Here is a 20,751-nt window from a genome sequence, read left to right on the forward strand (position 1 = left end):
TGACCACGCTCAGGCGGAATACCAGCGCAGTGCTGCCGGAACCGGACACGTACGTTGCGTAGGCGACTTCACCATTATCGAGTGTGACCTCGATACGCGGCGTACCAGCGCTGGTATCGACCAGGGTCGCTTCGCTCAAGTTGACGGTGAAGTCCAGGTTTTGCCCGGCCACATAACTGCCGTTGGCCGGCACGCTGACGCTGGTAACCGACGGTGAAGTGCGGTCCACTGAGTAGGTTTCACCGGTCAGTCCCGCACCCACGGCATTGCCTGCTGCATCAGCGATGCCCGTCCCACTGCCGTTCAGGGCCAGCGTGATATCGCCCTCACCCGTGAGGTTGTCGATCACTACGGTGTAGGTCCTGCCGTCGACCTGGGTCACGCTGGCGAGGCTACCGCCCGCAGTTCCGTCATAGCTGACGGTGAAGTCGCTGGCGTCCACACCGCTGACATCTTCGCTGAAGGTAACGGTGTAGCTGATCGAGCTGCCATTGGTGGGCGTGGCATCGGCGCGCACGATGCTGGTCACGCCCGGCACCACGCTGTCCACCAATACGCCAGCGGTACTGCCGACAGCGCCCAGCGACAGGGCCAGGTCATTACCCGCAGGGTCCTTGATGCTGCCGCCGTTGAGATCGATGCTGCCGGCCACTGCGATGCCGTCGGCATCGTTGTCACCAGCTTGCACGGTGTACTCGAACACCAGCGCGCCATTGCCCGCACCAGATACATAGCTGGCATAACGGGTGACACCGCCCACGGTCAGCGCCAGGCGCGGCGTGCCGCCCGTAGTATCGACCACAACACCTTCACTGGCATTGACGGTGAACGTCAGGACGTCACCCGCCTTATAGCTACCGTCTTGCGGCAAGCCCACGCTGTCGACCACCGGCACTACAGCATCCACCTGCACGCCCCTGGTGTCGCCGACGTTGTTCAAGGCCAGGGTGGTGTCGTTGCCGACCGCATCGCGCAAGGTGCCGCCGTTCAGTTGAATGGCGTTGCCCAGGGTGATGCCGTCGCTATCGACCTGGCCGGTGACCACGCTCAGGCGGAATACCAGCGCAGTGCTGCCGGAACCGGACACGTACGTTGCGTAGGCGACTTCACCATTATCGAGCGTGACCTCGATACGCGGCGTGCCACCCGTGGTGTCGACCACCGTGGCCTCGCCCAGGTTGACGGTGAAGTCCAGATTCTGGCCGGCCACGTAGCTGCCATCGGCAGGCACATCGACACTGATCACCGCAGGTGCCACGCGGTCGACCGTGTAGGCTTCCCCGACAAACCCGCCCGAGATGGCATTCCCAGCCCCATCGACAATCCCGGTGCCGGCTGCATTCATGCCCAACCCAAGGGTGCCAGCACCCGTCACACCGCTGACCGTCACGATGTAGCTGGCGTTGTTCAGGTTGTAGATGTCGGTGATGGTGCCATTGGCGCTGCCGGTCAGTACCAGCGCGAAGTCAGCCAGGTCTACCCCGGAAACCTCTTCACTGAATGTGACGGCAAACTGCACCACTTCGCCACCTGTTGGCGAGGGCGTGCTGCGCAGCATGGCGACTACAGCCGGCGCCTGGGTATCGATCCACACGCCCGCCGTACTGCCGACGTTATTCAACGCCAGTTGCATGGCATTGCCAGCCGCATCGGTGATGCTGCCGCCGGCAGAGTCCAGGCTGGTGATGCTGATGCCGTTGGCGTCGGTATCACCCGCCTGCACCGTGTACTGGAACACCAGGCTGGAACTACCGTTGCCCGCTACCAGCGTGGCGTACTGGGCAACCCCACCCACCTCCAGGGCCAAGCGCGGTGAACCGCCGACGAACACCACTTCGCTGGTGTTGACGGTAAAGCTCAGCACATCGCCGGCCTTGTAGCTGCCGCTTGCCGGCACCAGCACATTGGCCACGCCCGGCACCACGCCATCTACCAGTACGCCGCTGCTGTTGCCAGCGGTAAAGGCCGTATCGCTGGCATTACCAGCCAGGTCGGTCAAGCTGCCGCCATTGAGCTCGATGCCGCCAGCCACGGTAATGCCATTGGCATCCAGCTGGCCGGCGGCGACCACCAGGGCAAACTCCAGGGCGCTGGTGCCGCTGCCAGCCAGGTAATCGGCGTATGCAATACCGCCCGTATCCAGGGTCACTTGAATGCGTGGGGTGCCGCCAGCAGTGTTCACGACCACCGCCTCGCTGAAGTTGACCGTGAACCTCAGGGCATCCCCCAGACGATAGGTGGCATCTGCTGGCAGCACCACGTTGGTGATACTCGGGGCCACACCGTCGACGATGATGGCCTGCTGACCAGCCAGCGAATCGGCGCCACCGACGGCCGGCAGGGTCAGTATCGCCACATGACCGCTGGTGCCCTGCAGGGTCGAGCCGTTCAGCGCCAGCGCGGCAGTGCTGGCGTAGTCGAGGTCGGCGCTGACGTCCCCGGCTTGTACGGTGTAGCGGAACACCAGTTGGTTGCTGCCCGAGCCACCGATATACGCCGCCTGGCGATCGATGGCACCGGTTTCCAGCAGCAGGGTCGGGCTTCCGCCGCTCTGGTCGACCACCACTGCGCTGTCGAAGTTGACCAGGATGTCGATCTGGTCGCCAACTTTGTATGTGCCGTCGCCAAACCCCGCCGCCACGCTCGTGACCGCCGGGTTGGCTGGCGCAATGGTGATCGACAGCGTGTCTACGTCGCTCTTGATACCGCCACTGCCGCTGTATCCCTGGTCGTTGCTTTCGAAAGTGATGGAGCCGACGCCGTTGAAGCCGGGCTGCGGCGTGAACGTCAGGCCGTTCAACGCGGTATTGATGGCCGCCAGCGTACCGCTGAACGTCATTGCACTGTCGCTGGCGCCGTCGCCGAGGCTGAAGGTCAGCCCTGCGAGCGAACCAAGGGTCATCAGCCCGTTGCTGGCCGTCAGGGCCAGCTGCATGACGTTGCCGCCGATATCCACGTCGGTAATGCTGATCAGGTTGCCATTGGCGTTGTTGAACACCAGCGCGCCGTCCTGCTGCACGGTCTGGGCGACGGGGAGGTTGTTGACTGGCGCATCGTTGACCGCCGCAATCACCAGCGCGATGTTGGCGTTGACCTGCAGTGCACCACCACTTCCGGTGTTGCCGTTATCGTTGATCGAGATCGACATGGTCTTGACCCCGGTCGCGTTCGGCGCGCCCAGGAAGGTCAGTCGACCGTTGCTGACCAGGGTATTGATGTCGGCGACGGTACCTTCCAGTGTGATGGCGTTGCTGCCATTGGCGCTGACGGTGACCCCGCTGCTGCTGGTAGCCGTGAAGGTGCCATTGCCGCTGGCCACGCTGAACACCACCCGGACGCTGCCGGTGCCGGCGTCGACATCGCCAAAGGTGACACCGGCCAGGGATTTGGGCACGTCCTCGGTGACATTGATGCTAACCGGACCACTGATGGTCGGCGAGTCGTTCACCGGTGCCACGTCGAGGGTCAGGCTGCGCGTGTCGGTGCCGACGCTGGCGGTGTCCACGCTCAGGCCAAGGGTAACGCTGGTGTTGGCGTTCAACGCCGTTGTGTACTTGAGGCTGCCGGCTGCAATGAAGTTGTTGATTGCCGCCAGGCTACCGCTCAGCGTCAATGCCGACCCGCTGCCGGCAACGGTAACACCGCTACCGCTGGTGGCGCTGAGCGCGCCGGAGCCCACGGTCAAGGTCAGCGTGCCACTGCTGGAGTCGACATCATTCAGGGTGATGCCGGTGATCGGCGACGCACTGTCCTCGGTTACCGTGACATTGCTGGGTGCGCTGATCAGCGGTGCGTCGTTGACTGCGGTGAGGGTGATGCTGCGGGTCACCACGTTGGAGTCCAGGCCGCCGTCGTTAACCGTGATCAATGCCGTGCGGGTACTGAGGGTTGGGGTGTCGGAGCTGTTGCTGTAGGTGACCGAACGCAATGCTTCCTGGAACTGCGCCTGGGATGCGGCCCCAGCGGAGGTCAGGGTAAGCACGCCTGTCATGGCATCGAAACTGCCGGTGATGTCGCCCATGGTGGCCGGGTTGGCGGTGAAACCCAGGGTATCCTCACCGAGGATGTAGTTGCCACCCAGGCTCACGGTCGCCGAGCTGATGCCCGGGCCATCCGGGTCAGTGATGACGATACCGCTGTCGATCGCTACCGGGGTAGACGTAACATTGTTGCCCTCGGTCCAGTTCACAGTGCCGCCGCTGCCAGTAAGCACAGGTGCGTCGTTTACCGCCGTTACCAGCACACTGGCGGTATCGGTGGCGCTGGAGAACGCACCGCTGCCGCCAAGGCTGCTGATGTTCGTGTGCAAGCCCTGCAGGCCCTGGGCTTCGGTCTGGTCCCAGGCGCGGTAAGCGATGGTGGCGGTCTCGCCATGCACACCATCGGGCACGAAACGCACACGATCGACCGGGCGCAGCAGCAGTGCGGCGGTGTCGGATGCGCTGCCGATATCGTTCCAGCTGGCACCGGCGTTGGTGCTGTACTGCCACCTGCCGTAGGTGCTGGTCATGCCCGTGACGGCGATACCCTGGAGCGCGCCATTGTCCACATCGGTGACACCACCGAGCAGCGAGCTGACCGGGTCGCCGGTATTGCTGGTGGCGGCGTCGGTCAGACCGGTCAGGGTCGGGTTGACCGAGGTCAGTACTGGTGCATCGTTGACCGATGTGACCACCAAGGTGGCCTGGGCGGTGCCTGTGGAAAATGCGCTCGCGCCGCCATTGCTCGTGGTGTCGGCGGTGCTGCGCATGCCGTTCGCCGACGCCCCACCAACGGTGTTGTCCCAGGCGCGGTAGGTGAAATCGACGTTCTCGCCGTTTGCGCCGTCGGGGATGTAACGCACCTGGGTGCTGGCGCTCAGCAGCAAGGCACTGCTGCCCGAAACACTGCCGAAATCGGTCCAGGCCATGCCGTCAGTGGAGTACTGCCAAGTGCCACGGCCGGTGGTGGCAGTGATGGCGATGCCAAACGCCGCGCCACCCGTGTCCACGTCATTGGAGGCCGCGCTGGCGAGGATACTGGCAACGACCACGGCGTTGCTCGAGGTGTCTTCGGTGGACGGGGCGATCACGTAAGGGCCACCGCTGAGGGTGGGGGCGTCGTTGACCGCTTGCAGGGTGATCACACTGGCGATATTCGGCGTGGAGGTGTTATTGCCACCGTTAGTGGCCACACCACTGTCGCGCACCTGGGTCAACGTCACTACCCGCGCAGCACCACTCGGGGCGCTGCTCTCATTATGGTAGGCAATGCTGTTGATGATGCTCTGCGCGGTGGCGGTGGAGTAATTGTTGCCGAGGATGTCGAGGGTGACTGTACCTGTACCTGAAACCAGCACAATCAGGCCGTTGTTGCTGGTGAATGCGGTGCCACTGACCAGGGCCACGGCCGTACCGTCGATGATCAGCTTCTCGGATGCCCCGTCGGCCACACCGGCCACAGTCACCTGCAGGCCTATGATGCTCTGCCCAGGCTCGACGGTGTCTATCGCGATACCACTGAACACGGTGACGGCAGCGCCATGTTCGACAAATGTCGGGTTGCTGCCGGCGCCAGTGACGACAGGCGCATCGTCGACCGCCAGCACGTTGACGGTAACCGACGCGGCTGTGCTGGTAGTGCCGGTCTCGTCGGTGACGGTGACGCTGACAGTGCGCGCGCCACTGCTCGGGTCAGTGGTGTTGCTGTTGTTGTACACCAGGCTCTGCAGCAACGCCGATACGGCGGCGGGGCTGGCATTGGCGTTGAGGGCAACGACCAGCGGGTTGCCGCTGGTGCCGCCGGTGAAGGTCCCGATGATCACGCCGCTGTACAGCACGCTGTTGGCTGATGTCGAGATCTGCCCGGCAGCCGTGCCAGTACTGAAGATCGACAGCACATCCTGGTTGTCTACACCACCCGAGGTGAGCGCCACACGCACGTTGCCGCCGCCGAACTGGGCGGAGTCGGCATCCGTGACCACGGCGTTGCCGCTCTGGTCGAGCAGCACCCCGGAGCTTTTTTCCACATAGGTGACGGTATCGCCATTGAGGTTGGCGATTACCGGCGCGGCGCTGGTGGCGGTGACGAAGTTGAGCGTGGTGTTCCTGCTGATGCCCAGGTACACCTTGCCATCGGCATTGACGAACGTCTTCGGGTCGATACGCACGGCGTAAGCGGTACCTTGGGCCAGATCGGAAGGGTCGATGATCCAGGTGTTGCCGCTGCCGATGATGCTGGCAGAGGTTACATCGATGGTCTGGACGATGGTGTTGTCCGAGGTGCGCACGATGTAGATGTTGCCGCTGCCCTTGGTGACACTCTCGTTGAACGTCAAGGTGATGTTGGCGCCAGGTGAAACGTTCAGCGCGTCGTCTGCCGGGCTGGCGCTGATCAGCCTGGGCGCGGAGCCGCTCTGGAAGTAGACGCTGGCAGAGACCCCGGCTGCAGAACCGATCAGGTCGCTATCGCCGTCGCCGTCGAAGTCGCCGGTACGGAAGTTGGTGAAGCCGAAGTCGACCATGGTCAAGCCGGCGAACGGCGAAGCAGAGCGGGCAACGGTGCTGAAGGTGCCATCGCCATTGTTGGTGGCGTAGTTCCAATCGGTGCCGTTCGCGCCAACCTGCCAGAACAGGTCGGCATCACCGTCCCCGTCAAAATCGCCCCAGATGGTACGCCCGCCGAACGTCGCCGCAGGCGCGTTGGTCGCCACCTGCGTGAATACGCCGCCAGTGTTGCGGTACAGAATGGGGCTTGAGTTGTTCGCCACATAGAGGATGTCGAGGTCACCATCCCCTTCGAAATCCACCACCCGATAATTGAAAGTGCTGTACGGCGACAGGCTGAAGGAGGCAAAGGGCGAGGCGGCCTGAACCATGTCGGTGAAAGTGCCGTTGCCGTTGTTCTGGGCATATCGCCAGGGGTTGGCGGAGTCTACGGTACCAGGCTGATAGAGGATGTCGGCCGCGCCATCGCCGTTGAAATCGCCCACCACCAGGCGCACGCCGAATTGCGTGCCATTGAAGCCGCTGGCGGTTTCGCGGGTGGACACCCCGTTGTTGTTGCGATACAAATAGGCCGGGCCGGTCGTGTTGCTGACACCCAGCACATCGACGTCGCCATCGTTGTCGAAGTCGGCGGTGTAATAGTTGGTACCGTTGGTGGCGGCATCGAGCAGCACGACGCCAGCAAAAGGCGACTGCGCCTGGTCGACCACGGTGAAGCTACCGTCGGTGTTGCCGGCCGCGAACTTCCATGCACTGCCGGCACTGCCAACCTGGTACAGGATGTCATCGCGGCCGTCGCCGTTGAAGTCGCCGATGACCATCTTCGGCAGGTTGCCCGACGCCAGCACCGGTGCAGTGGGGTTGGCACCACCGGTGAAGCTGGCAGCCAACAAGCCTTGATAGCCGCCCAGCTGCGCCCCGAGCGCGGTGCTTTCAATCAGCCCGCTGGTACGCTCGAGGGTCCAGTTGCCACCCAGGTCCACGGCACCCGTATCGTTGGCCGAGGCCGCCACATCGGCACCGGTAATGGCCGACAGCTCATCGATGAAGGCCTGGCCCTTGGCCGTTTCACCGACATTGCAACCGTACAGCAGCAAATCACCGTCGGCCTTCAATGCCGAGCCAATGCTCTGCAGTGCCGCCCGATGCTCGGCCAGGTTGTTGCTTGCCAGCCATACGTTGCCCATCTGCACGCTGCCATCGGCACCGTGAGACAGCAGATGAATGGCATCCAGCCCTTCGCGGCCATTGAGGTAGTCGGCCATCTGTTGCAGGCCATCCTTGGCCGGGTCGAGAATGACCACTTCGGCGTTACCCGCCAGCCCTTGCAGCAAGCCTGCGACATCGGCCACCTGGCCGTCGACGAACACGACCTCGTTGCGTTGGTTACCCTGTTCACTGGGCGGCGTGGCAGCCTGCTGGTCATTGGCTACCGTGCTGTCCTTGGCCGGCGTGGTTGCCGCCTCGGTGGTCGCCGCAGCATCCTGGGCAACCACCCCCACAGAGGCATCGAACATGATCCGCGGCTCCAGGGCCATCAGCAATGGCGGCTGCGCGCCGCCTCCAACCACTGGCTTCGATGCCCGTTTGCGCGAGAAACGTTCGATGAATTTCATGCAGCACCTCCTGGTGACGCTGGGTTGCCTGCCTGGCAACCCGGCTGAAAGAGTGATGGTGACCTGCGGTCACCATCGGTTATCACTACCACGGGTGGGGTGGATAGATACCCTGCAGGGCAATGATGAAGCTGACCGCCAGGTAGGGGTTGCGAACAGCGAACGGTGTGGACCCCCCTGTCACCTGGATCGACTGCGGCGCCATGCTGGTGGGCTCCACCAGGCTTTCACCGTAGACGTTCACCGCGTTGCCGCTGCCGTCCACCGCTGCTGCCAGGTAGGTGCTGGGTCCAGGCTTGTCGGTGGTCGCCATTGCCTGGGAGGCCACTTGCAGGTGCGTGTGCATCGGCATATTGCTGTTGAGCAGGGTGACATTCTCCACACCACCGGCTTGCCCAAGCGCAAATGGCGCGGCTACGTCTGGGGCGTTGGCCCCCTGGCCGATCGGGGCACGGCCACCAAAATGCGGTAGGCCGAAGGTCGTCTGCCCGTTCCCGCCGTAAAACGTGCTCAGCAACGAGAACAATGCGGCGTTTTGCGAAATCGGCAACAACTGTCCCTGGCACATTGCGTAGTCCTGCGGGGCGTAGCTCCCTGCAAACATCTTGATCTCACCGATAAAGGGATCACTCATCGAACACTTCCTTTGTTGCGTGGTTGGGATTCAAGTCAAGGGTGTGCCGTTCGCAGGGCGTGGATAACCATCTGCAGAGCATGCCGACCATCTCGCAAAGGCATCATCGGGGTCATCAACACAAGCCATTGGCAAGCGTCGGAGGCAGTCAGGCGGAAAACTGCCTGGGGTAGCCGCACACCCTGGGGCAAGGCGAATATGGCGGCGAAGCACTCATACTCATCGCTCATGCCCAGGCCGTCGCGCAGATCGACCAGCTCGACCGCGATATGCTCGCCAGGCCCCACCTGCAGCTTGAAGCCACCAGGGTCGGCCGCCATGAGCTGCGCACGGCTGGGCATTGGAAACTCGTCTACTGCACTCATCAGGCAATCCTCGCAGCGGGTTTGGCAGCTTCACGGCGCATGCGCAGGTAAACCCCGTTTTGATCGGTGATTTCAAAGCCAGCGCGTGTGTACAAGCGCTGCGCCGGGTTGTAGTTCTCTACGAACAGCTCGACCGCCAGGCCGAGTTGGTCGGCCCGGTACAGTTGCTGGTGGATCAGGTCGGTGCCGATACCTTGGCCCTGGAATTCGGGCAGCAGGGCAATATCGATGATGTTCAACCGGGCGCTGCCCCAATTGAGGTAAAGCCGGCCGATAGGCTGCCCGCCGGCTTCGATCACGCAGAAGTCAGCAGCGGGATAGTGCTGCTGGTAGTAGGCGTGCTGAAAGCTGAACTGCTGACTGAGGAACCGTTGGATTTCGTCCGCAGGCCAGCCGCTATGGGACATTTCGAAAGCGCGGCTGGTGGCGTACAGGTGCTCGATAAAGCCCATGTCGCCTGTCTCCAGGGCACGCAGCGTCACAGCGTACTTCGTCATCAAAGCAACTTCCCTGTAATCGATAACTGCTGGAGCAATGTAGCCGTGCGATGGACATCGCACGTTGAGATATGGCCAATTGATAGCACAATATCCCAATTGTCCTACAATCGCACTACTTAAAACCCACTTTCTCGCACCCCGATCGCGGCCATGCGTCGCCACGCTGCCGCCACCAGCGATTCGCCGGCACCGTTCAGTACCACGACGCCCCGCTGCGGATGCGCAAGGGGTGGTTGATCCGGGTCTTGCAAGGCAAATTGCGCCCCGTACTGCGCCTGCAGTGGCTGGGCTTTCTTGTCTTCGTCACGGCGCACGGCGATTGGGCCTTTGTGGTCAGAAACCAGCGCCTCCTGGTCGATGTGGCTCACACCGGTGGCATCCACCGCCACCAGGCTCACCGCCAGGGCTCTGCGTAGAAAATCATCGGCTATGAATTGCCCCGTGCTGCCAGGCGCTACCCGCCACAGGTCGGCCTCTGTGAGGTAGCCACGCAGGCGCAGGCCATGTTCGGTCACCCGCGCCAGCGGCAGGTCGGCGCTGACCCAACGGCCCGGCTGCAGGCTGTCGGCCAGGTCACGCACGGTACCGGCGTGCGGCGCACGCAGGCTCAAGCGCGCACGCTGTGCCGCCAGGCCGCGGTACTCCGCCACCGCCTCGGCCAGGCGCTGTTCGAGAATGCCACTGTCCACCGCCGTGGTACTGCGGCTGGACAGGCGGCGCAACTGCAGCTGCAGAATGCTGATTTCACGCCGGTTGATCGCCATGCGCGATTCCAGGTCCGGCGAGGCCAGCACAGCCAGCACCTGGTTCTCGCTCACCTGTTGTCCGTCGCGTACCTGCACAGCCACGACCTGCGCCGCTACCGGTGCATGCAAGGTACTGGCCCGCGAGGCCTCAAGCATCGCTGGCACCTCCACCCCACTGCGCCAGGGCACCAGCAGCAGCGCCAGCAATGCCATCAGGCCGCCCGCCAGCCATAGCACCTTGCGTGGCTGCGCACGGTCGCGGTGCTGCCACCAGTGGCGCATTTCCTTCCACACCGGCAGGCCGATGAACCACACCAGTTCGACCACCATCAGGAAGATGCCGAGCACCTTGAAGAACAAGTGGTAGACCGCCAGCGCAATTCCGAAGAACAGCACGGCGCGCCACAGCCACGACGCGTACCCCCAGCACAGCAGCCGCTTGCGCAGGCTTGGCGACCAGTGTTCAGGCGGCGCTTCGCCGTACCCGAACAAGGTTTCACGCAGGTGCCAGCGGCACAGGGCGTAGCCTCGCCCTTGCAGGTTATCCACACCCCACAGGTCGCTGAGCAGGAAGTAACCATCAAAGCGCATCAGCGGGTTGACGTTGATCACCAGGGTGGTGATCCAGGTCGCACTGGCAAGCATGAACGCCGCCGTGCGCCCTGCCCCGTCCGGCAGCAGCGACCAGGCCAGCAGGGCGATGCCTGCCAGCAGCAATTCCGCCAGCACGCCACCGGCACCGATCAGCAAACGGGTACGGCGGTCTTGCACGCGCCAGGCATCGCTGACGTCGGTGTACAGCATGGGCAAAAGCACCATGAACGCCACGCCCATGCTCGGCACCCTGCAACCGGCGCGCTTGGCCATGTAGGCATGCCCGAATTCGTGGCAAAGCTTGGCGAACCCCAAGGCAATGGCGAAGGCCGCCATGCCGCCAAAGCTCAACAACTGGGGAAATGTCGCCAGAAACCGCTCCCAGTCGCGCATCACCAGGAAGGCGCCCAACAGCACCACTACTGGCAACCCCACCCGCAGCAGGCTGGGCCCATGGCGCTCCAGCCATGGCCAGGTACGGTTGAGAAAAGCGTCCGGGCGCCACAGCGGGATTCGAAAGAACAGGTACTTGTGCAGCACCTGGGTCCAGATGCCCTGGCGCTGGCTGGCGGCCTTGGCCGCATAGCTGGCGCCCTGCTCCGGGTCGCCGCCGCTGATCAGGTCGTGGCCACGCAGGAACTTCAACAACTCGTCCAGCGACTGCGGGGTCAACGGCACCCCAGGCTCGGCGTTGGCCGCTTTCAGCACTTGCAGTCCGTCCGCCAGGGCCCAGTGGCGCAGCAGGCGCATGGCAGGTGCACCGAGTTTGAAATACTTGCCCCGCAACGGGTCGGCCAGTGTCCACTGCGGCGAACCGTCCAGCCCTGGCGTTGCCGCCGAGAGCTGCAAGTCTGGGCGTAGCGGCGGCAGCATCATAGCCCCACCGCCTGACGCAACGCTGCCAACGGCCTACGCAGCAAATACAGCGCCAGTGGCGCGCGATCGCCGAACAACTTGGCGGTGCCGCGCAAACCGATACGCGGCGGGGCGTTGTCGAAGCTGGCGTCCAGCCGGTAAGCCAACTGGCCGGCAGGCGTGCTCTGCGCTTCGTAGGCCGCACGGTCAAGCTTGGCCGCATGGCGGTGCAATGGATCGCTGTCGAGGAACAACGCCACTTCGGCTCCTGTTTCCAGGCCAATGGCGTCGGCAACTGGCAGCTCGATACGCAAATCGGCCTGCGCCGGGTCGGCAATTTCCATCAGCCTTTCACCGGTACGGATCGGCTTGCCGAGCATACGCTGGGCATCGGCGAATACCGCGATGCCATCGCGTTCTGCCTTTACCTCACTGCGCGCCAGCAAGTCGCGGGCGTAGTCGCGCTCGGCGCGCTTCTGCTCCACGCGTGCGGCCAGCATGTCCAGGCGCGCACTGGAGTCGGCATCGGAAAACGCCCGTTGGGTATTGGCTTTCAGTTCAGCCTCGGCGACCCCAAGGGTACGCTCGGCCACATCGGCCTGCGCCTTGAGAACCGTGGCATCGAAGCGCACCAGCGGTTCACCGGCACGGACCGGCTGGTTAGGCTTGACCAGAAACTCGGCGATTACACCGTCCAGCGGCGCGGCGACGATCTGGCCATTGCGCGGTACCACTTCGGCAGGCGCCAGTACCGACTGCCGGACAGGCAGCAGCAGCAACAGCAAAAGCGCGCCGGCCACGGCCCAGCGGGTGCGGGCCGGCCAGCGCAGGCGCCAGGGCTTGCTCGGTTGCAGGGCCCGCCAGGCATGGCTGTAGCAATCGCCCAACTGCGCCAGCAGCGCCTGCTCGGCCTCGCTCCACGGGTTGTCCCGGGCCAGCCACAACCCGCCAAAAACGTCACCACGGCGGTCTTTCAGCGGTAGCCAGAACGCATGGGGTGCCGACAGCGCCTGCCAGTCATCGCGGCTGTTCGAGTCCACGCTGTCCTGCGGCACTGCACCTGGCAAGCCCAAGCGCTCGCCGTTGGCCAGCTGCGCGGCCACGCGCTCGATGAACACCACGAAGGGCGCGTTTGGCTCGACCACACTGATGCCGGTCAAGGCGCGGACCTTGCCGGCAATCAGCAAGGCGCCGTGGCGATAGCCAAACAACGGCTGGCTGTCATTGACCATGCTGAACGACAGCACCTCGATGGAGGCAGCCGCTCGCGCCTGACGCTCCAGCTTCAGGTAATGGGCCAGCAGTTGCTCCAGCGGGCCGGGAACGGGCGCGTTCATTGTGGCTGGGCGAAGTGGGCGGTACCGCTCATCCCGGCCAGCAGGCCTGGTGTCTTGGCCGGCACGCTGGCGATCAGCAGCAGCGTCTGGCTGCCCTCATCGATACGCGCCCCCAGGCGCTTGACCACTGCATCAATGGGTTGGCCGGTTTCATCGGGGACAAAACTGAAGGTCTGCTCAGGCTTGAGTTTGCCGAGCCAGCGCGAGGGCACCAGCAAATGGATTTCCAGCGAGCGGTTGTCGACGATTTCCAGCAACGGCGCGCCGCTGGCCACGCTTTCGTGAGCCTGCACCCGGCGTGTCACCACTTGCCCGTCGAACGGTGCCTTGACCTGGCAACGCTGCACTTGCACCTGATAAACCTGGGCTTCGGCCTGGGCTTGCGCCTGGCGAGCCTCGGCCAGGCTTACCTCGAAACGGCCGACCGAATTCAACGCGGCCAGTTGTTGCTTGTTGCGCAGCTCTTCCCGGGCAGCCCGCACAGCAGCACCGGAGGCATTGGCCTGGGCCTGATAAGCACTGCAATCGAAGCGCACCAGCACATCGCCCTTGCTGAAGGCCTGGCCTTCGGCAAACGGCATCTCCACCACCCGGCCGGGCAACTCACTGGCCAGGACCGCCTGCGAGCGTGCACGCAAGACCCCGCGTATTTCGCTGGCAGTGGCTGCAGGTGCATCCAGCAACGGATCGCCCTCAGTGGCGGCTTGCGCCACAACGCCCCAAACAACCAGTACCGCACAGCCCAGCCACTGCTTCATGTCGCTACGTCCTTGTATGAATCTTTACGCTTGCAAAGGGGTTATCAGCCGATTTGCCCCGAACTTGATCCACCGTCGGTCGCCCACCGGGCGTCATTGGCCGTTGGGATACAACAGAAGCGTCAAAGGCAGGAAATGAGGAGCTGTATAGCCGGGAATGTTGGGGACTGTGAAAAGCATCACAAAAATTGCGCAGCGCAATGGCCGAATGCTATCAATGTTTTTGTCCTGCTGGAAGTAGGCGCGCCTGTTAAACGTGGGCGATCACTGTCTTACGGTGTTTGGCCGCGCAAACGAAAAAGCCCGCCTTGAATAGGCGGGCTTATCGTAGATGGTGGGTCGTGTAGGATTCGAACCTACGACCAATTGGTTAAAAGCCAACTGCTCTACCAACTGAGCTAACGACCCAAAAATGGTCGGGGTGAGGGGATTCGAACTCCTGACATCCTGCTCCCAAAGCAGGCGCGCTACCGGACTGCGCTACACCCCGAGGTCTTTCAAAAAAAAGGGCATCTCTTTGAGATGCCCTTCTTTACATGGTGGGTCGTGTAGGATTCGAACCTACGACCAATTGGTTAAAAGCCAACTGCTCTACCAACTGAGCTAACGACCCGGAAAATGGTCGGGGTGAGGGGATTCGAACTCCTGACATCCTGCTCCCAAAGCAGGCGCGCTACCGGACTGCGCTACACCCCGAGATGGCTCCGCGACCTGGACTCGAACCAGGGACCCAATGATTAACAGTCATTTGCTCTACCGACTGAGCTATCGCGGAACTGAACTTCGGTACTACTTTCCGATTTGCTACTCCGAAGACTGTGTTCGCTTCGGACTCTTGAGCTTCGCTGCTTTCGCGTTGTAGCTGCTGAGGCCGGCTATTCTACATTCTTCGTTTTGCTTGTCAACCACTTTTTTTCATTCAACTTACTGATTTGTAAGTTGTTTTGCGGCCATCGTTACTGCTGATGATTCGCTTAGTGCCTGACAACGCGGCGTATATTAGGGGCACTCGTTTTTTGATGCAAGCAAAAATTTCAAAAATTTCAGCGGGTTATCCAGACAGGCTGGGAAAGCCCGAATTTGCTGGGGCAGTGCCGGCTTCTTCGCGGGTGAACCCGCTCCTACAGAGTTATGCGCAGGCTTCAAGGCTGCAGGTAAACGTATGACCCGCTAACAGGCCAGCGCAGGCAGCCAGGCAAAAAAAAGCCCCGCAAATGCGGGGCTCATGGTGAAGCAGGTCAGCCAAAGACGATTTCGTCGCCTTCCACCTTGGCAGTGATCGCGGTACCCGGCATGAACTTGCCTGCCAGGATCAACTGCGCCAGCGGGTTTTCGATCCAGCGCTGGATCGCCCGTTTCAGCGGGCGGGCACCGTAGACAGGGTCGTAACCCACGGCGATCAGCTTGTCCAACGCTTCCGGGCTCAGGCTCAGCGACAACTCGCGCTCCAGCAGGCGGCTGCGCAGGCGGCCCAGCTGTATCTCGGTAATGCCGGCAATTTGCTCGCGGCCCAGCGGCTCGAACACCACCACTTCGTCGATGCGGTTGATGAACTCCGGACGGAAGTGCGCCCCTACTGCATCCATCACTGCCGCACGCTGTGCCTCGCGGTCGCCGACCAGCTCCTGGATCTGTGCCGAGCCCAGGTTGGAGGTCATCACGATCACCGTATTACGGAAGTCCACGGTGCGCCCGTGGCTGTCGGTCAGGCGGCCATCTTCCAGCACCTGCAGCAACACGTTGAATACATCCGGGTGAGCTTTCTCCACCTCGTCCAGCAGCACCACCGAGTAGGGCTTGCGCCGTACCGCCTCGGTCAGGTAACCGCCCTCTTCGTACCCTACGTACCCGGGTGGCGCACCAATCAGGCGAGCCACGGAGTGTTTCTCCATGAACTCGGACATGTCGATGCGGACCATGGCCTCTTCGGTGTCGAACAGGAACTCTGCCAGTGCCTTGCACAGCTCGGTCTTGCCCACACCGGTAGGGCCCAGGAACAGGAACGAACCACTTGGCCGGTTGGGGTCGGACAACCCGGCACGTGAGCGGCGCACAGCGTTGGCCACGGCGGTTACCGCTTCGCCCTGCCCGATCACGCGCTGGTGCAGCAACGCTTCCATTTTCAGCAGTTTTTCGCGCTCGCCCTCCAGCATCTTGGATACCGGAATACCGGTCCACTTCGACACCACCTCGGCAATCTCTTCCTCGGTCACCTTGTTGCGCAGCAACTGGTTCTCGGTCTTGCCGTGCTGGTCGACCATCTGCAGGCTGCGCTCCAGGTCCGGGATTACCCCGTACTGCAGCTCGGCCATGCGGCTCAGGTCACCCTTGCGGCGGGCAGCCTCCAGCTCCTGGCGAGCCTGCTCGATCTTTTGCTGGATCTGCGCCGAGCCCTGTACTTCGGCTTTCTCCGAAGCCCAGATTTCTTCCAGGTCGGAATACTCGCGCTCCAGCCGTTCGATTTCTTCGGTCAGCTTCTCCAGGCGCTTTTTCGCTGCCTCGTCTTCTTCCTTCTTCAGCGCCTGCGATTCCACTTTCAACTGGATCAGGCGGCGATCGAGGCGGTCGAGCACTTCCGGCTTGGAGTCGATCTCCATGCGGATGCGGCTGGCCGCTTCGTCGATCAGGTCAATGGCCTTGTCCGGCAACTGACGGTCGGTGATGTAGCGGTGGCTGAGTTTGGCCGCAGCGATAATGGCACCGTCGGTGATGGCCACCTTATGGTGCACTTCATAGCGTTCTTTCAGGCCACGCAGGATGGCAATGGTGTCTTCTTCGCTCGGTTCCTCTACCAGCACTTTCTGGAAGCGGCGCTCCAGGGCGGCGTCTTTCTCGATGAACTGGCGGTACTCGTTCAGCGTAGTGGCGCCCACGCAGTGCAGTTCGCCACGGGCCAGGGCCGGCTTGAGCATGTTGCCTGCGTCCATGGCACCCTCGCCCTTGCCGGCGCCAACCATGGTGTGCAGTTCGTCGATGAACAGAATGATCTGGCCTTCCTGCTTGGACAGCTCGTTCAGCAGCCCTTTCAGGCGCTCCTCAAACTCACCGCGGTACTTGGCACCCGCAATCAGCGCGCCCATGTCCAGCGCCAGCAGGCGTTTGCCTTTCAGGCCGTCGGGCACTTCGCCATTGATGATGCGCTGGGCCAGGCCCTCGGCGATGGCGGTCTTGCCCACGCCGGGTTCGCCGATCAGCACCGGGTTGTTCTTGGTACGGCGTTGCAGCACCTGCACCGTACGGCGGATTTCGTCGTCGCGGCCAATGACCGGGTCCAGCTTGCCTTCTTCGGCACGCTTGGTGAGGTCGACGGTGTACTTGTCCAGCGCCTGGCGCGACTCTTCGGCGTTGGCGTCATTCACCGCCGCGCCACCGCGCAGGTTGTTGATGGCATTTTCCAGGGCCTTTTTGCTGACACCCTGGCTGAGCAGCAACTTGCCCAGCTTGCTGTTCTCGTCCATGGCGGCCAGCAACACCAGCTCGCTGGAAATGAACTGGTCGCCCTTTTGCTGGGCCAGGCGGTCGGCCTGGTTGAGCAGGCGCGCCAGGTCCTGCGACATGTTCACGTCGCCGGTGGGGTTCTGGATTTTCGGCAGCTGGTCGAGTTCTTTCACCAGTGCCTGGCGCAGGCTATTGATATCGAAGCCCACTTGCATCAGCAGTGGCTTGATCGAGCCGCCCTGCTGTTCGAGCAATGCCTGCAACAGGTGCACGGGCTCGATAGCAGGGTGGTCCATGCCTACGGCCAGGGATTGGGCATCGGATATTGCAAGTTGCAGCTTGCTGGTCAAACGGTCTATTCGCATGGTGTACCTTCCTTTAAAGGGCAGGTCGGAGCGATGGACAGCGCCTGTTTATAAAGAAACCTGCCTGAGATGCCTTTATAGATAAGGCTGATTCTGGAAGATTCAAGCGTAGCGGGGTTGACCGGGATCAACAGGTTGGATTAGCGCTTGGGGCAGGCGGTGCCCATCAAGGCTAGAGCGGCTGCAACCACACCAGCGAAGCGAAGCGGCCACCCTGCGGCGTACGGCGGTAGGAGAAAAACCGCTCGTCACTGACCGTGCACCAGCCACCGCCATAAACAGCCGATACCCCACCGGCCGCCAGGCGAATGCGCGCCAATTCGTAGATGTCTGCCATCAGCTTGCCTGGCCGCTCGCCCTCGACAAAAGCCCGGGCGGCCTCGGGGTGCACGGCAGTAAAGGCATCGCGCACTTCCAGCCCCACTTCGAAAGCCTTGGGCCCGATCGCCGGCCCCAGCCACACCAGCACCTCCTGGGGCGCCAGCGCCAGGCGGTCGAGGGTGGCTTCCAGCACACCACCCGCCAGCCCGCGCCAGCCCGCATGCGCCGCCGCCACGCGGGTGCCCGCACGGTCACAGAACAGTACAGGCAGGCAGTCGGCCGTCATCACGGTGCAGGCAATGCCGGGCTGGCGGGTGCAGCTGGCATCGGCCTCGGCTACCACGGCCGGGTTGGCATCCGCCACCTCCAGCCCATGCACCTGCTTGAGCCAGGCTGGCTGGATGGCGAACTGCTCGCGCAGGCGGCGACGGTTTTCGGCAACCGCGGCAGGGTCATCCCCCACATGGTCACCCAGGTTGAACGTGGCGTAGGGCGGCAGGCTCACACCGCCCTGACGGGTGGTGACACAGGCGCGTACCGAGGCCGGGGCTGGCCAGTCGGGAAACAGCAGCGTCTGCGCCAGGTCACTCATCCGATGAAGCTCTCACGGTCCTGGTTGAGCAGCGACAGCAACCAGACGAAGTCGTCGGGCAGTGGCGACTCCCACTTCATGACTTCACCGGTGATCGGGTGGGCCAGGGCAAGGAACCGCGCGTGCAGCGCCTGGCGCGGGAAGCTTTTCACTGCCTCGACCATGGTGGGGCTGGCAGCCGGCGGAATGCGGAAGCGGCCACCGTAGGTCTGGTCGCCGACCAGCGGAAAGCCGACATGGGCCATGTGCACGCGGATCTGGTGGGTGCGGCCGGTTTCCAGCTTGACCCGTACATGGGTGTGCGAGCGGAAGCGCTTGAGCACCCGGTAGTGGCTGACGGCTGGCTTGCCGCCGTCGGTGACCGCCATGCGCTGGCGCATACCGCCGTGGCGACCGATCGGGGCGTCGATCTTGCCACCGGCGGTGACCACGCCGATGACGATGCACTCATAAATGCGGCTGACCTTGCGCGCCTGCATCTGCTCGACCAGCTTGGTCTGCGCCTGCAGGGTCTTGGCCACCACCATCAGCCCGGTGGTGTCCTTGTCCAGGCGGTGAACGATACCGGCACGCGGTACGTTGACGATGTCTGGCACGTGGTGCAGCAGCGCATTGAGCAGGGTGCCGCTGGCGTGCCCGGCAGCCGGGTGCACGACCAGCCCGGCGGGCTTGTTGATGACCATGATGTGGTCGTCTTCGTAGACGATATCCAGTTCGATATCTTCTGCTACCCACTCACCCTGGGCTTCCTGTTCGGCCTGCAGGGCAAGCTGGGAGCCACCGTGAACGAGGTCGCGAGGGCGCACGACGGCACCATCGACCGTCAGGCGGCCCTCTTTGATCCACGAAGTTAGCCGCGAACGCGAGTACTCGGCGAACAATTGGGCGGCGACCTGGTCGAGGCGTTGGCCGCCCAATTCGGACGGGACCTCTGCGCTAAGTTGAATGATCTCGGACATGCTCGATTCGGCGGGCGCACAGCCTTTGGTTTCGGCTGCGAGCTTGTGGTTAAATACGGCTTCTTTTGTCCCGGGGTTGGCCGGGGCGCTCATCATAACAGGACGGCACCGCCCAAAACAGCGGCCGTCAAAGGGACGCAAGCCGCCATGCAAGTGAAACACCTGCTGCTGATCGCCATCCTTGGGCTCACCGCGGCCTGTTCCTCGAATAAGGAAGTCATCGACGAGAACCTCAGCGAGGCCGAGCTGTACCAGCAGGCCCAGGCTGATCTGGACAACTCCAGCTACACCAGCGCCGTGAACAAGCTCAAGGCCCTGGAGTCGCGCTACCCGTTCGGCCGTTATGCCGACCAGGCGCAGCTCGAGCTGATCTACGCCAACTACAAGAACGCCGAGCCCGAGGCGGCCAAGTCGGCTGCCGAGCGCTTCATTCGCCTGCACCCGCAGCACCCGAACGTGGACTACGCCTACTACCTCAAGGGCCTGACCTCGTTCGACCAGGACCGTGGCCTGCTGGCGCGCTTCCTGCCGCTGGACATGACCAAGCGTGACCCGGGTGCTGCCCGCGACTCGTACAACGAGTTCGCCCAGCTGACCAGCCGCTTCCCCAACAGCCGCTACGCGCCCGATGCCAAGCAGCGCATGATCTACCTGCGCAACCTGCTGGCGTCGTACGAAATCCACGTGGCCGACTACTACCTGAGCCGCCAGGCTTACGTGGCTGCCGCCAACCGTGGCCGCTACGTGGTCGAGAACTTCCAGGAAACGCCTTCGGTCGGTGACGGCCTGGCGGTAATGGTCGAGTCGTACCAGAAGATGCACCTGGACGAACTGGCCGCCACCAGCCTGGAAACCCTCAAGCTCAACTACCCGGACCACCCAAGCCTGGTCGATGGCGAGTTCCAGCCCAAGCAGACCGAGTCTGACGGCCGCGGCTGGCTGTCCAAGGCCACCCTGGGCCTGATCGAGACTGACACGCCGCTGCCGCCGGGTGAAACCCGCGCCAACCAGGACGTGGTCAAGCAGTTCCAGGACGCGCGCGACGAGATGCCGCAAGAGCTGCTGCCCAAGGATGAAAACGGCGACCCGATCGTGCCCGAGGGCCCGAAAGAGGCCGAGAAAGACCGCTCCTGGTTCAGCTACATGACCTTTGGTCTGTTCGATTGACCGACCGCGGTAAATGAAA

General features: G+C 63.0%; 11 protein-coding genes and 5 tRNA genes. 1 reads left to right on the top strand and 15 read right to left on the bottom strand.

The genetic code is table 11. The features are described 5' to 3' along the window. The 15 genes from GYA94_RS06940 to rluD all read right to left on the bottom strand — a co-directional run. Positions 1-8,101: DUF4347 domain-containing protein (locus GYA94_RS06940; protein ID WP_161892008.1), on the bottom strand; the 8,101-nt coding region annotated here is incomplete at its 3' end. 85 nt (positions 8,102-8,186) lie between these two features. Continuing rightward, complete coding sequence (locus GYA94_RS06945; RefSeq protein ID WP_161892009.1) at positions 8,187-8,735, bottom strand: phage tail protein; 549 nt, start codon at positions 8,733-8,735, stop codon at positions 8,187-8,189. Positions 8,736-8,770: 35 nt separating this feature from the next. After that, entirely contained in the window at positions 8,771-9,100 is a 330-nt protein-coding gene (locus tag GYA94_RS06950) for a DUF6916 family protein (RefSeq protein WP_161892010.1), read from the bottom strand. After that, the gene (locus GYA94_RS06955; protein WP_161892011.1) at positions 9,100-9,597 is read right to left on the bottom strand and encodes a GNAT family N-acetyltransferase; all 498 of its coding nucleotides are present in this window, start codon (positions 9,595-9,597) and stop codon (positions 9,100-9,102) included. The genes GYA94_RS06950 and GYA94_RS06955 overlap by 1 nt, the downstream gene beginning before the upstream one ends. 119 nt (positions 9,598-9,716) lie before the next feature. Beyond that, positions 9,717-11,816, bottom strand: a complete 2,100-nt coding sequence (locus GYA94_RS06960) for a site-2 protease family protein (protein WP_174824173.1) — start codon at positions 11,814-11,816, stop codon at positions 9,717-9,719. Beyond that, positions 11,813-13,132 (bottom strand): efflux RND transporter periplasmic adaptor subunit, encoded by a 1,320-nt coding sequence (locus GYA94_RS06965; protein WP_110679441.1) that lies wholly within the window; start codon positions 13,130-13,132, stop codon positions 11,813-11,815. Before GYA94_RS06965 ends, GYA94_RS06960 begins: the two co-directional genes overlap by 4 nt. Further along, the gene (locus GYA94_RS06970; protein WP_054913981.1) at positions 13,129-13,890 is read right to left on the bottom strand and encodes an efflux RND transporter periplasmic adaptor subunit; all 762 of its coding nucleotides are present in this window, start codon (positions 13,888-13,890) and stop codon (positions 13,129-13,131) included. Before GYA94_RS06970 ends, GYA94_RS06965 begins: the two co-directional genes overlap by 4 nt. A gap of 332 nt (positions 13,891-14,222) precedes the next feature. Continuing rightward, positions 14,223-14,298 (bottom strand) — tRNA-Lys (locus GYA94_RS06975). A 5-nt stretch (positions 14,299-14,303) separates the two neighbouring features. Continuing rightward, positions 14,304-14,380 (bottom strand) — tRNA-Pro (locus tag GYA94_RS06980). Positions 14,381-14,427: 47 nt separating this feature from the next. After that, positions 14,428-14,503 (bottom strand) — tRNA-Lys (locus tag GYA94_RS06985). Positions 14,504-14,509: 6 nt separating this feature from the next. Beyond that, positions 14,510-14,586 (bottom strand) — tRNA-Pro (locus GYA94_RS06990). Positions 14,587-14,589: 3 nt separating this feature from the next. After that, a tRNA-Asn gene (locus GYA94_RS06995) sits at positions 14,590-14,665 on the bottom strand. A gap of 463 nt (positions 14,666-15,128) precedes the next feature. Continuing rightward, entirely contained in the window at positions 15,129-17,693 is a 2,565-nt protein-coding gene (gene clpB / locus GYA94_RS07000) for an ATP-dependent chaperone ClpB (protein WP_009683005.1), read from the bottom strand. A 172-nt stretch (positions 17,694-17,865) separates the two neighbouring features. Further along, positions 17,866-18,606, bottom strand: coding sequence for a peptidoglycan editing factor PgeF (pgeF, locus tag GYA94_RS07005; RefSeq protein ID WP_110679443.1), 741 nt, complete (start codon positions 18,604-18,606; stop codon positions 17,866-17,868). Beyond that, a complete protein-coding gene (gene rluD / locus GYA94_RS07010; RefSeq protein WP_009683007.1) occupies positions 18,603-19,565 on the bottom strand; it encodes a 23S rRNA pseudouridine(1911/1915/1917) synthase RluD in 963 nt (320 codons plus the stop codon). Before rluD ends, pgeF begins: the two co-directional genes overlap by 4 nt. Before the next feature lie 147 nt (positions 19,566-19,712). Here rluD and GYA94_RS07015 point away from each other — a divergent pair, with 147 nt between their 5' ends. Next, the gene (locus GYA94_RS07015; RefSeq protein WP_009683008.1) at positions 19,713-20,732 is read left to right on the top strand and encodes an outer membrane protein assembly factor BamD; all 1,020 of its coding nucleotides are present in this window, start codon (positions 19,713-19,715) and stop codon (positions 20,730-20,732) included. Positions 20,733-20,751 lie beyond the last annotated feature (19 nt).

The organism is Pseudomonas juntendi (genome assembly GCF_009932375.1).
Classification (GTDB): Bacteria; Pseudomonadota; Gammaproteobacteria; order Pseudomonadales; family Pseudomonadaceae; genus Aquipseudomonas; species Aquipseudomonas juntendi.

Excerpts from the sequence above, each read along its gene's own strand:
- GYA94_RS06945 (WP_161892009.1), bottom strand. The coding sequence starts at position 8,735 with ATGAGTGATCCCTTTATCGGTGAGATCAAGATGTTTGCAGGGAGCTAC.
- GYA94_RS06950 (WP_161892010.1), bottom strand. The coding sequence starts at position 9,100 with ATGAGTGCAGTAGACGAGTTTCCAATGCCCAGCCGTGCGCAGCTCATG.
- GYA94_RS06955 (WP_161892011.1), bottom strand. The coding sequence starts at position 9,597 with ATGACGAAGTACGCTGTGACGCTGCGTGCCCTGGAGACAGGCGACATG.
- GYA94_RS06960 (WP_174824173.1), bottom strand. The coding sequence starts at position 11,816 with ATGATGCTGCCGCCGCTACGCCCAGACTTGCAGCTCTCGGCGGCAACG.
- GYA94_RS06965 (WP_110679441.1), bottom strand. The coding sequence starts at position 13,132 with ATGAACGCGCCCGTTCCCGGCCCGCTGGAGCAACTGCTGGCCCATTAC.
- GYA94_RS06970 (WP_054913981.1), bottom strand. The coding sequence starts at position 13,890 with ATGAAGCAGTGGCTGGGCTGTGCGGTACTGGTTGTTTGGGGCGTTGTG.
- clpB (WP_009683005.1), bottom strand. The coding sequence starts at position 17,693 with ATGCGAATAGACCGTTTGACCAGCAAGCTGCAACTTGCAATATCCGAT.
- pgeF (WP_110679443.1), bottom strand. The coding sequence starts at position 18,606 with ATGAGTGACCTGGCGCAGACGCTGCTGTTTCCCGACTGGCCAGCCCCG.
- rluD (WP_009683007.1), bottom strand. The coding sequence starts at position 19,565 with ATGTCCGAGATCATTCAACTTAGCGCAGAGGTCCCGTCCGAATTGGGC.
- GYA94_RS07015 (WP_009683008.1), top strand. The coding sequence starts at position 19,713 with ATGCAAGTGAAACACCTGCTGCTGATCGCCATCCTTGGGCTCACCGCG.